This window comes from Bordetella tumulicola (assembly GCF_965138755.1).
GTDB classification, from domain to species: Bacteria; Pseudomonadota; Gammaproteobacteria; order Burkholderiales; family Burkholderiaceae_B; genus Bordetella_A; species Bordetella_A tumulicola.
Genome location: NZ_CBCSFP010000008.1, coordinates 1 through 13,539, shown reverse-complemented (window position 1 = coordinate 13,539; position 13,539 = coordinate 1). Strand labels below are relative to the sequence as shown.

The window sequence follows — 13,539 nt, the reverse complement described above, 5'->3', positions numbered from 1 at the left end:
AATAAGACTTATGGAATTTGCCGATATCTTGACCTCGTTGGATTCTCGTCTGCCTTGCGGCGAGGACCTGGAATACGATCCCGAATTTCTGCAACTGCAGCAAGCGGCGGTGGAGCGTAGTGAGCAACAATTCGGCTCGACGATCATCCCGGCCCAGCCTCCCGACTGGCGGGAAGTAGAGAAACTCGCGCGCGGTTTATTGGAGCGCACGCGAGATGTGCGCATCATGGGCTACCTGACTCAGGCTTGGGCAGAAGTGCGGGGCCTGCCGGGCTATGCCGACGGTGTGAAACTGGTGGCCGATACGCTGGAGCGTTATTGGGAGGCCGTGCATCCGCATCTGGATAGTGAGGATGATCACGATCCCATGCCGCGCATCAATGCACTGACTTCGTTGGGCGACCATGCGGGCTGCGCACGCAGCGTGCGTTCGAGTCGCCTGGTCAATGGTGTGCATGGGCAATTGTCGCTGCGCGATGCGGAATCCTTATTGGATGGCACTCGCTCGGATCCCGATTTTTATCCGGGCGGTCGTGTCCGCCTGGTCGAGCATCTGCGTCAATCCTGGGTGCAAAAAGAACCTGAGCTGGTGGCGCTGACCAATGCCGCGCAGGCTTTGCGTCGCATCCAAAAACAAGTCACGGACAAGCTGGGGCAAGAATGGGTGCCGGATTACACCGGTATTCTGCGCACGCTGGATGTGGCGACGTTGGCTTTGGGTGATAGTGCACCGGTAACGACCGTCAGCGCATCAATAGGGGACGCAAGTGCGGATGACACTGCAGTTACAACCTCTGAACAGCACGCTACACTGGTAGCAGCACCGGCGCCGGTGCTACGTTGGCAGGACGCGCAGATACAGTCACGTGACGATGCGATCGCCATGTTGACCAAGGTATGCGCGTACTTTGAAGTGCATGAGCCTAGTCATCCTGCTCCGTATTTGATTCGTCGGGCGCAGCAACTGGTTTCTATGAGCTTTCACGACATTATGAAGAATCTGGCGCCGCAGGGTCTCGAACAATTCGAGAACTGGTTGCCCAGGGACGCTAATGGCGGATCTGGCGACTGAGCTCGCTCAATTCATTGCATAGATTGCAGGACAGGAGAGTACAGATGGTAACGACACTGAAGGGTAGCGGCCAGAAGTTCATTGCACGTAATCGAGCACCGCGTGTGCAGATCGAATACGACGTGGAGATCTATGGTGCCGAACGCAAGGTTCAATTGCCTTTTGTGATGGGCGTGATGGCGGATCTGGCCGGTAAGTCGGTCGAACCTTTGCCGGACGTGGCCGAACGCAAATTCCTGGACGTCGACATCGATAATTTCGATGAGCGCATGAAGTCGATTCAACCGCGTGCGGCTTTCCATGTGCCGAATACGCTGACGGGCGACGGCGAGCTGAATGTCGACATTACGTTTGAGAGCATCGACGATTTCTCGCCCGCCACCGTGGCTCGCAAGGTCGGCGCGTTGAACGAACTGCTGGAGGCGCGTACCCAGTTGGCCAACTTGCTTACCTACATGGACGGCAAGACCGGCGCCGAAGAGTTGATCGGCAAGGTACTGAAGAACCCTGCTTTGATGAATGCGTTGGCTGCTGCGCCGAATCCGGATGCGCCGGCTGCGGGCACGGATGCGCCCGAATCTGATCCGGCCGCGAAATAAACGATAACGGAGATCGCGATGACTGCTGTGGCGAAAAGCGCGGATGCCCGCACAACTGAAACGCTAGAGGCCGATGGCCTGTCGGCGCTGTTAAAGAAAGAATTCAAGCCCAAGACTGAACAAGCACGCGAAGCGGTGGAGCACGCGGTGCGCACGCTGGCCCACCAGGCGCTGGAAAACAGCGGCGTGTCGATGTCTTCCGATGCTTATCGCACGATTCAGGCGATCATTGCCGAGATCGATCGCAAGCTGTCGGATCAGATCAATCTGGTGATGCATCACGCGGACTTCCAGCAACTGGAAGGCGCTTGGCGTGGTCTGCACTACCTGGTGACCAACACTGAGACGGATGAGCTGCTCAAGATCCGTGTGATGTGCATCTCCAAGAAAGAATTGGGCCGTACCCTCAAGCGCCATAAGGGCGTGGGCTGGGATCAGAGCCCGATTTTCAAGAAGGTTTACGAAGAAGAATACGGCCAGTTCGGTGGCGAGCCGATCGGCTGCCTGGTGGGCGACTACCACTTCGACCACAGCCCGCCAGATGTGGAACTGCTGAGCGAAATCGCCAAGGTTTCGGCGGCGGCGCACTGCCCGTTCATCACGGGGGCATCGCCCAGCGTGATGCAGATGGATTCGTGGCAAGAGTTGGCAAATCCGCGTGATCTGACCAAGATTTTTACCAACACGGAATACGCCGCCTGGCGCAGTCTGCGTGAGTCCGAGGATGCTCGCTACCTTGGTCTGGCCATGCCGCGATTCCTGGCACGTTTGCCTTATGGCTCGCGCACCAACCCGGTTGATGAATTCGACTTCGAAGAAGACACCGACGGTGCGAACCATGATCGCTATTCCTGGGCCAACTCGGCCTACGCGATGGCGTCCAACATCAACCGCTCGTTCAAACTGTACGGCTGGTGCACGTCGATCCGTGGCGTGGAGTCGGGCGGCGCAGTGGAAAACTTGCCGTGCCATACCTTCCCCACGGACGACGGCGGTGTCGACATGAAGTGCCCCACCGAGATCGCGATTAGCGATCGCCGTGAGGCTGAGTTGGCCAAGAATGGCTTTATGCCGTTGGTCCATCGCAAAAACTCGGACTTTGCGGCGTTCATCGGCGCACAGTCCCTGCAAAAACCGCATGAGTACTATGACGTGGATGCGTCGGCGAATGCCAAGCTGTCGGCCCGCTTGCCGTATTTGTTTGCCTGCTGCCGTTTCGCGCATTACCTCAAGTGCATCGTGCGCGACAAGATCGGTTCGTTTCGCGAGCGTGACGACATGGAGCGCTGGCTCAATGACTGGATCATGAATTATGTCGATGGTGATCCAGGCAACTCGTCTCAGGAGACCAAGGCCCGCAAGCCGCTGGCTGCCGCCGAGGTCCAGGTCCAGGAGATTGAGGACAACCCAGGCTATTACTCCGCAAAGTTTTTTTTGCGGCCGCACTATCAGCTCGAAGGGCTGACGGTGTCGCTGCGTCTCGTGTCCAAGCTGCCGTCGTTGAAGAAGAATGACGGTTAATGGACTCATTCGATCAGGGCACGTCGGTGCCGTGACTGCAACTTAGGGAGAGAGAAGTGGCTGTTGACATGTTCATGAAAATCGACGGTGCCAGTGGCGAGTCGAAGGATGGCAATCACAAGAATTGGACCGACATTGTTTCGTTCTCGTGGGGTGCTACGCAGCCCGGTACCATGGCCAGCGGTGGTGGTCTGGGCGCCGGTAAGGCCAGCTTTAACGACTTGCACGTCGTTGCGCGTATCGACAAGGCCGCTCCGGCTGTCATGAAGCACTGCGCCAGCGGCAAGCACTTGAGCCGTATCGAGTTGTCGGTGTGCAAGGCTGGTGGCCAACAGGTTGAATACACGAAGATCACGCTGGAAGACGTGTTGGTGTCGTCCGTGCAGTTGTCGGGCGAACTCAACTCTGAATCCGTTGTTGTGAACTTTGCTTTCCAGGCTGCGAAGGTCAAGCAGCAATACTGGGAGCAAACGGAGCAAGGCGGCAAGGGTGCGGAAAGCCTGGTCGCTTGGGATATCAAGCAAAACCGCGAAGTCGGCTAAAGCCTTGGGTAGCGGCTCGGTGGGGCATTGCCTCGTCGGGCCACCCCCAAGGGATCAAGCCGCATCTTTTTCGAGACGGCGGACGGTTTCTGAACCGTGCGCCGACTTTGTGTTTCTTCTGCGGTGCTCTTTATGACCAAACCTGCCATTGCGCTGCGTGAAAGCAGCTTGTCCCAGCATCTGGAGTCGATCCAGTCGCAGATACGCCGTAAACCGGCCGATGCGGATTTGCGTGCACAGTTATTTCAGTTGATGGTGGTGCAGGGAGATTGGGCGCGTGCGTCCGAACAACTGCAATTGAGCGCCCAGCTCAATGCTCAGGCACAGCCTACCGCCATGTTGTATGCACAGGCGATTGCCGCCGAGCGTCAGCGCGAGCTCGTGCTCAGTGGCCAAGAAGAACCCTTTTCCTTTGGCGAGGCGCCGGAGTGGTTTGCGGATTTGTGGCAGGCGTTGCGCTGTGACGCCGAGGCGCCGCAAGAAGCGGATGAATGTCGCGCGCGCGCTTATGAGGCGGCTCAGGCTCGCCCCGGGCAGGTGGTGGTGTCCAATGACGAGACACCGTTGACATTTGAATGGGTCAGTGATGGTGACAGCCGTCTCGGTCCGGTGTTTGAGTTTATGTCGGGCGGCCGTTATGGCTGGCTCCCGTTCTCCGCGTTAAAGAGCGTGCGTTTGTTGCCACCCGAGGGCTTGAGCGATGTCGTGTGGTCGCAAGCCGAAGCCGTGCTGGAGGATGGCCGGACCCAATATGGCTTGATTCCCGCTCGTTATCCCGCGCTGGCCGGGCAGACATACGCCGACCTGTCGGACGGAGCGAAGCTGGGGCGGATGACTGACTGGCACGTGCTGCATGGCGACACCTACGCCGGCGTAGGTCAGAAGATGTGGGTGACCGATCAGGGCGAGTACGGCTTGCTGGATATACGGTCGCTGGAGATGCGTTGATGGCAGTAACCGATACGACGGCGGGTTTGCGTCCGTGGGAGCATATGCCGCGCAGTGAACGCGTGGCCCGTGATCGCTTGCAACCGTCGCTATTGGATCGCTTGATGGACAACGATCCGTCCAAGCGACAGGAGACGCGCGAGTCGTCGATGTTGACGCATGCGGAGTTGCGCACGGCCGTTTTGCGGGATCTGCGCTGGTTGCTCAACACGGTCAATTTGCAGACGACGGATGATTTGTCTTCTTATCCGAGCGTGCCGGGTTCGACCTTGAATTTTGGCGTGCGCGCCATGGCAGGCAAACGGATGTCGGAAATCGACTGGATCGACGTCGAAGACTCGATCCGTAATGCGATTGCGGCGTTCGAGCCCCGCATCCTGAATTCGTCGGTCGAGGTGCGTTGCGTGACCGATACCGGTACGCTGGAGCATCACAACATATTGACCCTGGAGATCAAGGGCATGTTGTGGTGTGTGCCGCACCCCATGGAGTTTTTGTTCCGCACGGATATCGATCTGGAAAGCGGCCATATGGATCTGCGCGATATCGGAGGCGTTGTCTGATGGATTCGCGCTTGCTCGACTACTACAACCGCGAATTGGTGTACATGCGCGAAATGGGTGCGGAGTTTGCCCAGATGTATCCCAAGGTGGCGGGCCGTCTGGGGATACATGGCACCGAGGTTGCGGACCCGTATGTAGAGCGGCTGCTTGAGGGCTTTAGTTTTCTGACGGCGCGTATCCATCTGAAGATGGACGCGGAGTTCCCGCGTTTTTCGCAACGCCTGCTCGAGGTCGTTTATCCCAACTACCTGGCGCCGACGCCCTCGATGGCGGTGGTGCAGTTTTCCCCAAGCATGAACGAAGGCACGTTGGCGCGCGGCTTTGATTTGCCGCGAGGCACGTTGCTGCGTGGGCGAGTGCCGCGTGGCGAGCAGACCCCTTGCGAGTTCATGACCGGACATGCAGTGCGGCTGTGGCCCTTGCGCGTGGTGCAGGCGGAGTTCACGGGCACACCGCCCGATTTGCCGTTGGCCCGGTTGGGGTTGGGCGGGCGTAATGGTCGCGTGCTGAGTGCCTTGCGTATTCGTATCGAAGTTTGTGGGGGCGTTCGTCTGGAAGACATGGATCTGGACCAGTTGGTGTTTCACCTGGCCGGTCAAGACTTGCAGATGCAGCGTTTGCTGGAAATCATCATGGGCCATACCGTGGCGGTGCTGGGCCATGATACGGAGCGCCCTGTCAGTTGGATCAACAAACTATCGCCCGCCTCGATCAAGCATGAGGGATTCGACGACGACCAGGCGCTGCTGCCTGCGGATACGCGGGTGTTCCAAGGCTATCGTTTGTTGCAGGAATATTTTGCGTTTCCGCGACGCTATTTGTTTTTCAGCGTGAATGATTTAAAGCGCGGCTTGCGCACGTCTGCCTTGCGCAGCGGCGAGCGCCGCGAGACGCGCAGTTTTGATTTGACGCTTTTGTTTTCGGTGGCGGCGCCTGAGCTGGAGGGCTCGATCGCCGCGGAGCACGTGGCGTTGCACTGTGCGCCGGCGATCAACCTGTTCCCCAAGCGCGCGGATCGTGTGGCTGTGACGCCGCGCACGAGCGAATATCACTTGGTGGTGGATCGTACGCGACCCTTGGACTACGAAGTGTTTGGGGTGACTCAGGTGTTGGGTCATGCCTCGGCAGAGCGGCCCGAGCAAGAGTTCCGGTCGTTTTATGGCACGCTGGGCAGTGATCCGGATGATTATGGTGCGTACTATTCCATGCGTCGTGAGCCTCGATTGTTGTCCGATCAGGCAAAGCGCAATGGCACGCGGACCGGTTACATCGGTAGCGAGGTGTTTGTGTCGCTGGTGGATCGTCACGAGGTTCCGTTTTCGGGGCAACTGCGTCACCTGACGCTGGAGACACTGTGTACGAATCGCGATCTGGCGATGCTGCTGCCGCTCGGCACGGAGACGGACTTTACGTTGCGGGTGTCAGCGCCGGTTGGTGCGATCAAGGTGCTGCATGGCCCGACGCGGCCGCATCCGGCGTTGGCTGAAAATGCGGCGACGTGGCATTTGATCAGCCATTTGGGCTTGAATTATCTGAGCCTGGTGGATCTGGATGCCGAGCAGGGGGCGCAGACGCTGCGCGAGATGTTGAATGTGTACGGCAATCTGGCGGATCCGGTGGTGCGCAAGCATATCGCTGGCGTGCGCCATGTCCGCGCTGACCCCATGCATCATCGTTTGCCGATTCCTGGCCCAATTGTGTATGGACGGGGCGTGCGTATCGGTTTACAAGTGGATGAGACAGCGTTCTCGGGGATCAGCCCGTATTTGTTTGGTGCCGTCCTGGAGCAGTTTTTTTCCCGGCATGTGTCGATCAACATGATGTCGGAATTGGTGTTGTCTACGTTGCAGCGCGGCGAAATCGCGCGCTGGAAGCCCCGTATGGGGGCACGCCCCGCAGTCTAGGGTCCTGAGTTTGATTGAAAGGAATCGTGCCATGAAAACCGCGGCGAAACGTCAGTATCCCGTCTACGATCCGGTGCATCTGATCGGCACAGTGATGCATCGTGACGACGACGGTATGTTTACTGTTGAATGTGATGGTCATCAATGGCATACCCGTCTGGCGGCCAGTTGTTTGCTGATGCCCCAGTTGGGGGATCAGGTGCTGATCAGCGGCCCCGAGACCGCGCGTGTGTACCTGATTGCCGTGGTCGAGCAGGCCGATCCGCGTCAGGCCCAGCTCGAAACGATGGGCGATGTGGTGCTGCGCTCGCGTACCGGCAGTGTCTCGGTCGAGAGTGCCAAGGACGTGCGTCTGGCCGGCGAGCGCTCGGTCACCGTCGATACGGCGTCTCTGGCGCTGCAGGCCAAAGAAGCCAGTTTCGTGACGGAAAAAATGAAGTACCTGGGCGGTGAGGTGACGGCGACCGTCGGGTCGACTCGTGTGGTGGGCAAGGTCTACGAGGCCGTGATGGATCGCCTGTCGTTCTTGTCCCGCGTGACCTTCCGCGCGGCCGAGGAGGTCGAGCACGTACGGGCTGGTTCGCTAGATTACCGGGCCGACAAGAGTGCCCGTCTGCATGCGTCCTACACCATGGTGACCGGTGAGAACCTGGTGAAGGTGGACGCCAAGCAGATTCATATGGGTTAACCATGTCGGACACGATGGTGGGCGCCGGCGAGCAGGCAACGGTCGGGGCGACGCCCGGGTCGCAGCCGGTCGCGTCCGAAGGGGAGGGTCAGCCATCCGGGACGATCCCGCCCGCGGGAGGTGGGGTCTTGCCCTCCATGCCGATCACGTTCTGGCGTGAGTTGGCGCAAGACCCTTATTCCCACGATCTGTTTCATGTGCTGCGTTGGATTGACGCCCGCGCGGGCGCGNGCGCCCCGTTGGGCCGCGACACGGTTGCGCGTAATGAGCCGGTGCGTCTGCGCCAGGAGCCCTCGATGGCTTTTGCGCCGTCGACATTGTCTTCTGTCGATTTGGCGCGCGACGGACGTCCTCCGGAAGTCTCGATCTACAGTTTTGGTTTGTTTGGGCCAAATGGCCCGCTGCCCCTGCACCTGACGGAGTATGTGCGTGAGCGCATTCACCACTATGGCGATCGCACGCTGTCGGGTTTTGCCGATGTATTTCATCATCGGCTGATTTTGCTGTTCTATCGTGCCTGGGCCGATGCGCAGAGCACGGTCAGTCTGGATCGCAAAGAGGCGCGTTTTACGCGTTATGTCGCCAGCTTGCTGCATATGGGGATGCCGTCCCTGGCACGGCGCGACACCGTGATGGATCACGCCAAGTTTTTCATGGCGGGCCATTTGCTGCGCCAGACGCGTAATCCAGAGGGTCTGAAGCAGATCCTTCAGACATTCTTTTCGGTGCCTGTGCGTATTGCGGAGTTTGTACCGCAGTGGATACGGTTGGAACCCTCGCAGCAGTTGGGGTTGGGCGGTAGTCTCGGATTGGGGCAGGACACTATTCTGGGTTCGGCGGTGCGCGATGCCCAGCATAAATTTCGCATTGAACTCGGCCCGCTGGAGCGGNCCNACTACGCCAGCTTCTTGCCGGGCGGAAAGCGGGCACGGCAGTTGATGCACTGGGTGCGCGATTACATTGGTGTCGAGTTTGCCTGGGATGTACGGCCGGTGCTCAAACGCAAGGATGTGGTCGGCATCAAGTTGGGTGCGGAGCAACCGTTGGGTCTGTCGTCATGGTTGGGTAGTCGCCGGGCAGAGCAAGGCGATGCACGTGATTTAGTGCTGGATTATGAGGGCCGTGATCGTGCAGGACGTGATGCACGCAAGGCGGCGATGGCAACGACGCAACTCCAGGAGACGCAAGCATGAGGCATGACATGACCTACGATGGCCAAACAGTGGAGTGGACAGGCCACGGAACGTTTCGCGCGACCAGTGGCGCGTCACGCCACCAGTTGCCCAGCGAGCATTGCACGCCCGACGCCGGTCCGATCCCGCCGGGCTACTACAAGATTTTTTTGGCGGATCAGGGCGTGGCGCAAGACGATGGCCGCGACATGTGCGCGCTGAAGCCCGCATGGGGCATTCAGACGATTCCCCGCGGCGCCGACGCCGGCCGGTGCGAGCCTAACTGGGCGAATTGGGGGACTAACCGTGCGCGGATGGAGCCGGCCGATACGGCGACGAAGAATCGTTGCTCGCCGGGCCGTAACGGGTTTTACCTCCATGATTCCACCAAGGGTTATAGCCACGGTTGCATTGAAGTCGATGGCCGAATTTTTCCGTTATTGCGCACCTACGTGCGTGGCGGGCAAGGACGGTCGACGATGATCATCAAGGTCGAGTATGTGAAAGATCGCGCCACGAACGGAGGCACGAGTGCCCATTAAAACTCGCTGCCTGGCAGTGCTGCTGGCAACCACCGTATGGGGTCCGCTGGCGCAGGCGGCCGGGTCGATCAAAGTCGAGAATGCGCTGGCGCAGTGCGTGGAGTTGCAACCGGGCGTGCGCAGCACGACGGCTCAAGCCGTGCTCCTGCAGGCCAATGTGAACGTTAAAAAATCCATCGGTGAATGCGGCTGCAAGTCGGCGATTGCGCAGTACACGTCCAAGGTCGAGATGGACGGGTATCGCAGCTTTCTGCAAAGCGGCGCAGTTGCGCTGCGCGAGTCCGGGCCACAGACGCTGACGTTGACCAGCAGTGCCCAATTGCTGGGCGATCGCGGCGTGGTGCTCTCGCTGGGCTGCGCTGCGCCGGATTGACCGAGTTCGCTTGACTGACTGCGACGTTCGATGTCCGCCGAATAATGCTGAACGGCTGATCCCTTTTTTTGATGCTGAGTACAACACAACGATATGTCCGACATTGGCCGCCAAGATTTGTTTGGAAAACTGAATCCGCTGCTGTATCAAGCGCTGGAAGGTGCGACCTCGTTTTGCAAATTGCGGGGCAATCCGTACGTGGAGCTGGTGCATTGGATACACCAGGTCGTTCATACGCAAGACAGTGATTTTCACCGCATCGCGCGTCGCTTTGACATGGACATGGGGACATTGCAGGCAGACTTGACGGTGGCGCTGGATCAACTGCCGCGGGGTGCCGGCTCGGTGTCCGATTTGTCTGAGCATATTGACCATGCAGTCGAGCGTGCGTGGGTGTTGGGATCATTGCGGTACGGCGCCGGGCGTATTCGCGGTGGCCATTTGATGGCTGGGTTGGTCAAGACCTATGCCTTACGCAACGTGTTGCTGGGTATGTCGGACCAGTTCTCCCGCATAGTGCCGGATGTGCTGCTGGAGCAAATGGAGGGAATCGTGCACGGCTCCCCCGAGGATGCTTCCGCACAGCCCGTTGAGTCCGAAGGCACTGCGCCGGTGTCGGGCGAGGGCGGTGGCTCGGCATTGGCCAAGTTTGCGGTCGATTTGACTGCTCGGGCGCGTGCCGGCGAGATCGACCCGGTGTCGGGCCGCGATGAGGAAATCCGTCAGATCGTCGATATTCTGATGCGTCGCAGGCAAAACAACCCGCTGCTGGCCGGTGAGGCTGGCGTGGGCAAGACGGCAGTGGTCGAAGGGTTGGCGCTGCGACTGGCCAGTGGCGACGTGCCGCCGCCGCTGCACGACGTGTCGCTGCTGTTGCTGGATATCGGACTGCTGCAGGCGGGGGCCGGCGTCAAAGGCGAGTTTGAGCAACGTTTGCGTAGTGTGATTGACGAGGTGCAAGCCAGCCCCCGGCCTATCGTGCTGTTTATTGACGAGATTCATACCCTGGTGGGCGCCGGGGGGGCGGCAGGGACGGGCGATGCGGCAAACTTGCTCAAGCCCGCGCTGGCGCGGGGACAATTGCGGACCATCGGGGCAACGACCTGGTCGGAATATAAAAAGTACATTGAGAAAGATCCCGCGCTGACGCGGCGCTTTCAGGTGGTGCAGATTCACGAGCCCGCCGAACCTCGCGCCGTCGGGATGTTGCGCGGTCTGGCCGCGACGCTGGAGGATCACCACAAGGTGTTGTTGCTGGACGAGGCGATTGAGGCGGCTGTCTCGCTGTCGCATCGCTACATCCCGGCGCGCCAGTTGCCTGATAAGGCCGTGGCCCTGCTGGATACGGCATGTGCCCGAGTAGCGGTCAGCCAGCATGCCGTGCCCGCGGCGCTTGAAGATGCGCGTCGCCGTATCGAAGCGTTGGAGATCGAGCAGCGTATTGCGGTGCGTGAGGCGCGTTTAGGGGCGGGAGATGAGGCCCGTGTGGCGCAAATCGCCGATGCATTGACGCAGGCGCGTGTGGAAGAAAGCGCGCTCGAGGAGCGCTGGGCATCTGAGCGAGCATTGGCCGAGCGTGTTTTCTCGCTACGCAAGGCACTGGATCAGGATGGCGACACGCAAGCTCCGGCTAGCGAGATGCCCGGGGCGCCGATTGGCAATGTGCCTTCAGCACACGATAACAGCGAAACCGCAGAACCACCTGCCGGCGATGCGGTGCAAGAACCCGCGCCCGTGCAAGACGCTGCGCCGACAAAAGACCCGGTGCAATTGCGCGAGGAATTGGCGCAGGCCCAGGACGAGTTGGCGCGTCTCCAAGGCGAAGCCGCGCTGATCTACCCGGCCGTTGATGCGGCGTCGGTGGCATCGGTGGTCGCGGACTGGACCGGCATTCCCGTCGGCCGCATGGTGCGCGACGAGGCCAAATCGGTGTTGCGCCTGGCCGATACGCTGGAGCAGCGTGTCATCGGGCAACGGCATGGCCTGGAGGCCATCGCACGACGCATTCAGACCTCGCGTGCCCGCTTGACCGATCCGAACAAGCCGGTCGGTGTTTTCTTGCTGTGCGGCCCCAGTGGCGTGGGCAAGACCGAGACGGCACTGACGCTGGCTGAGGCGCTATATGGTGGTGAGCAGAATCTGATTACCATCAACATGAGCGAGTTCCAGGAGTCCCATACGGTATCCACGCTCAAGGGCGCGCCGCCGGGATATGTGGGCTATGGCGAAGGCGGCGTCTTGACCGAGGCCGTGCGCCGTCGTCCGTATAGCGTGGTGTTGCTGGACGAAGTGGAAAAGGCACATACGGATGTGCATGAGATTTTCTTCCAGGTGTTCGACAAGGGCTGGATGGAAGACGGTGAAGGTCGTTATATCGATTTCCGCAACACCGTCATTATTCTGACGTCGAATGTGGGGACCGAGTTGATCGCCACGCTGTGCAAAGATCCCGATTTGATGCCGGATGCGGACGGCCTGGCGACTGCTTTGCGAGAGCCGTTACTCAAGGCCTTCCCGGCGGCACTGCTTGGCCGTCTGGTGGCGGTGCCCTATCTGCCGCTATCGGATGAGATGTTGGCGCGGATTGTCGATTTACAGTTTGAGCGAGTGCGTCAGCGCTTGCGTGATAACCATGATATCGCGCTCACGGTCAGCCCCGAGGCGACTGCGCTGGTGGTGGCGCGCTGCACCGAAGTGGAGTCAGGCGGCCGTATGGTTGATGCGATTTTGACAAATACCGTGCTGCCACAGGTTAGCCGCGAACTACTGTCCGCCTCGATGGAGGGGCGCAGCGTGTCCACGGTGACCTTGCTTGCGGCTGATGGGGAGTTCCAGTACCAGTACGAATGATGCCGATGCCGGGCATCTCCCGTGCTTATTTGCGGCGCGGAGGGCTCGGCTCGTCTTCAGACGTGTCTTTTTTGGGGGCCGGCTGTTGCACACGAGCCGGTCGCAAGAACCCGCCATACTCGCGCAAATTATCGCGAGCAGCCCAACCGTTGTTGTCCTGCTCGCGGGCGCTATTCAACGTCTCGCCCAAGGGATCGAGACGGTGCGGCGCGAGGGGATCGTCGGAGGGGAGGGTCGACGGCGTTTGGTCGGAGAACACGTTGTGGCCGTCATTGTCATCGTGCGAGCCCAGTGCGTCGAGCGGGTCTCGCAGGGGGCCCGAGACATTGGCATCGCCGCGCGGCAGATGGCGCAGGGGATCTTCCGGGTTGCGGTTCTGGGCCGATTCCATATCGAAGGGATGGGCGGAAACGTCGGGCGCGCTACCGACCGGGACGGTGCCGGGGCCGCCGAACAGGTCACTGAAGACGTCGGTCGTAGAGGTGTCAGTGGGCGGGAAGTCCGGAAGCAGTGCTTCGTCGGACGGGGTGTCGTCAAAAGGGGATCCTGAGGGGGGCGGCGCGGCAAATTCCTGCGCCCTTGGGGACGCAAGCGGGGCCGAGGCCGCGGCCGCGGGCACCGCAGCGGAGACTGGCGTCGCAGGGGTCACTGGGGAGGGCGCAGGGGTCGTGGGCTCTGTGGGTGGCGTGGCTGTGTCAGCGACGTTGATCGGGGGTGTCGTGTCCAGATCAGCGGGACTCGGCTGCGCCACAGGCTGGTCAGGGG

The 13,539-nt window shown here is 60.2% G+C and carries 12 protein-coding genes and 3 pseudogenes; 14 read left to right on the top strand and 1 reads right to left on the bottom strand.

Annotation, left to right across the window (positions count from 1 at the left end; translation table 11 throughout):
* Window positions 1–10 precede the first annotated feature (10 nt).
* The 14 genes and pseudogenes from tssA to tssH all read left to right on the top strand — a co-directional run bounded on the left by tssA (window position 11) and on the right by tssH (window position 12,774).
* Window positions 11–1,072 carry a type VI secretion system protein TssA gene (gene tssA / locus ACNAZS_RS18445; protein ID WP_415791957.1) on the top strand — a complete coding sequence of 354 codons (1,062 nt, stop codon included), beginning with the start codon at window positions 11–13 and terminating at the stop codon, window positions 1,070–1,072.
* A 44-nt stretch (window positions 1,073–1,116) separates the two neighbouring features.
* Window positions 1,117–1,671: a type VI secretion system contractile sheath small subunit gene (tssB, locus tag ACNAZS_RS18440; RefSeq protein ID WP_415791956.1), complete on the top strand. Its 555-nt coding sequence runs from the start codon at window positions 1,117–1,119 to the stop codon at window positions 1,669–1,671.
* An 18-nt stretch (window positions 1,672–1,689) separates the two neighbouring features.
* A complete protein-coding gene (tssC, locus tag ACNAZS_RS18435; RefSeq protein WP_415791955.1) occupies window positions 1,690–3,192 on the top strand; it encodes a type VI secretion system contractile sheath large subunit in 1,503 nt (500 codons plus the stop codon).
* A 56-nt stretch (window positions 3,193–3,248) separates the two neighbouring features.
* The gene (locus tag ACNAZS_RS18430) at window positions 3,249–3,734 is read left to right on the top strand and encodes an Hcp family type VI secretion system effector (protein WP_415791954.1); all 486 of its coding nucleotides are present in this window, start codon (window positions 3,249–3,251) and stop codon (window positions 3,732–3,734) included.
* A gap of 132 nt (window positions 3,735–3,866) precedes the next feature.
* Window positions 3,867–4,682 carry a type VI secretion system accessory protein TagJ gene (locus ACNAZS_RS18425; RefSeq protein ID WP_415791953.1) on the top strand — a complete coding sequence of 272 codons (816 nt, stop codon included), beginning with the start codon at window positions 3,867–3,869 and terminating at the stop codon, window positions 4,680–4,682.
* Complete coding sequence (tssE, locus tag ACNAZS_RS18420; RefSeq protein WP_415791952.1) at window positions 4,682–5,245, top strand: type VI secretion system baseplate subunit TssE; 564 nt, start codon at window positions 4,682–4,684, stop codon at window positions 5,243–5,245. Before ACNAZS_RS18425 ends, tssE begins: the two co-directional genes overlap by 1 nt.
* Window positions 5,245–7,149, top strand: coding sequence for a type VI secretion system baseplate subunit TssF (gene tssF / locus ACNAZS_RS18415; RefSeq protein ID WP_415791951.1), 1,905 nt, complete (start codon window positions 5,245–5,247; stop codon window positions 7,147–7,149). Before tssE ends, tssF begins: the two co-directional genes overlap by 1 nt.
* Window positions 7,150–7,180: 31 nt before the next feature.
* A complete protein-coding gene (locus tag ACNAZS_RS18410; RefSeq protein WP_415791950.1) occupies window positions 7,181–7,837 on the top strand; it encodes a DUF3540 domain-containing protein in 657 nt (218 codons plus the stop codon).
* 14 nt (window positions 7,838–7,851) lie between these two features.
* Window positions 7,852–8,067 (top strand): annotated as a pseudogene (locus ACNAZS_RS18405) (hypothetical protein); the annotation flags it as partial.
* A 1-nt stretch (window position 8,068) separates the two neighbouring features.
* Window positions 8,069–8,727: pseudogene (gene tssG, locus ACNAZS_RS18400) on the top strand (type VI secretion system baseplate subunit TssG); the annotation flags it as partial.
* A 4-nt stretch (window positions 8,728–8,731) separates the two neighbouring features.
* The coding region (locus ACNAZS_RS18395; RefSeq protein WP_415791949.1) for a type VI secretion system baseplate subunit TssG at window positions 8,732–9,030 on the top strand (299 nt) is incomplete at its 5' end.
* The gene (locus ACNAZS_RS18390) at window positions 9,027–9,551 is read left to right on the top strand and encodes a DUF2778 domain-containing protein (RefSeq protein ID WP_415791948.1); all 525 of its coding nucleotides are present in this window, start codon (window positions 9,027–9,029) and stop codon (window positions 9,549–9,551) included. The genes ACNAZS_RS18395 and ACNAZS_RS18390, both read left to right, overlap by 4 nt.
* A complete protein-coding gene (locus tag ACNAZS_RS18385) occupies window positions 9,541–9,924 on the top strand; it encodes a DUF2195 family protein (protein WP_415791947.1) in 384 nt (127 codons plus the stop codon). The genes ACNAZS_RS18390 and ACNAZS_RS18385 overlap by 11 nt, the downstream gene beginning before the upstream one ends.
* A gap of 93 nt (window positions 9,925–10,017) precedes the next feature.
* Entirely contained in the window at window positions 10,018–12,774 is a 2,757-nt protein-coding gene (gene tssH / locus ACNAZS_RS18380) for a type VI secretion system ATPase TssH (protein ID WP_415791946.1), read from the top strand.
* A 25-nt stretch (window positions 12,775–12,799) separates the two neighbouring features.
* Here tssH and ACNAZS_RS18375 read toward each other — a convergent pair.
* Window positions 12,800–13,539, bottom strand: a pseudogene (locus ACNAZS_RS18375) (hypothetical protein); the annotation flags it as partial.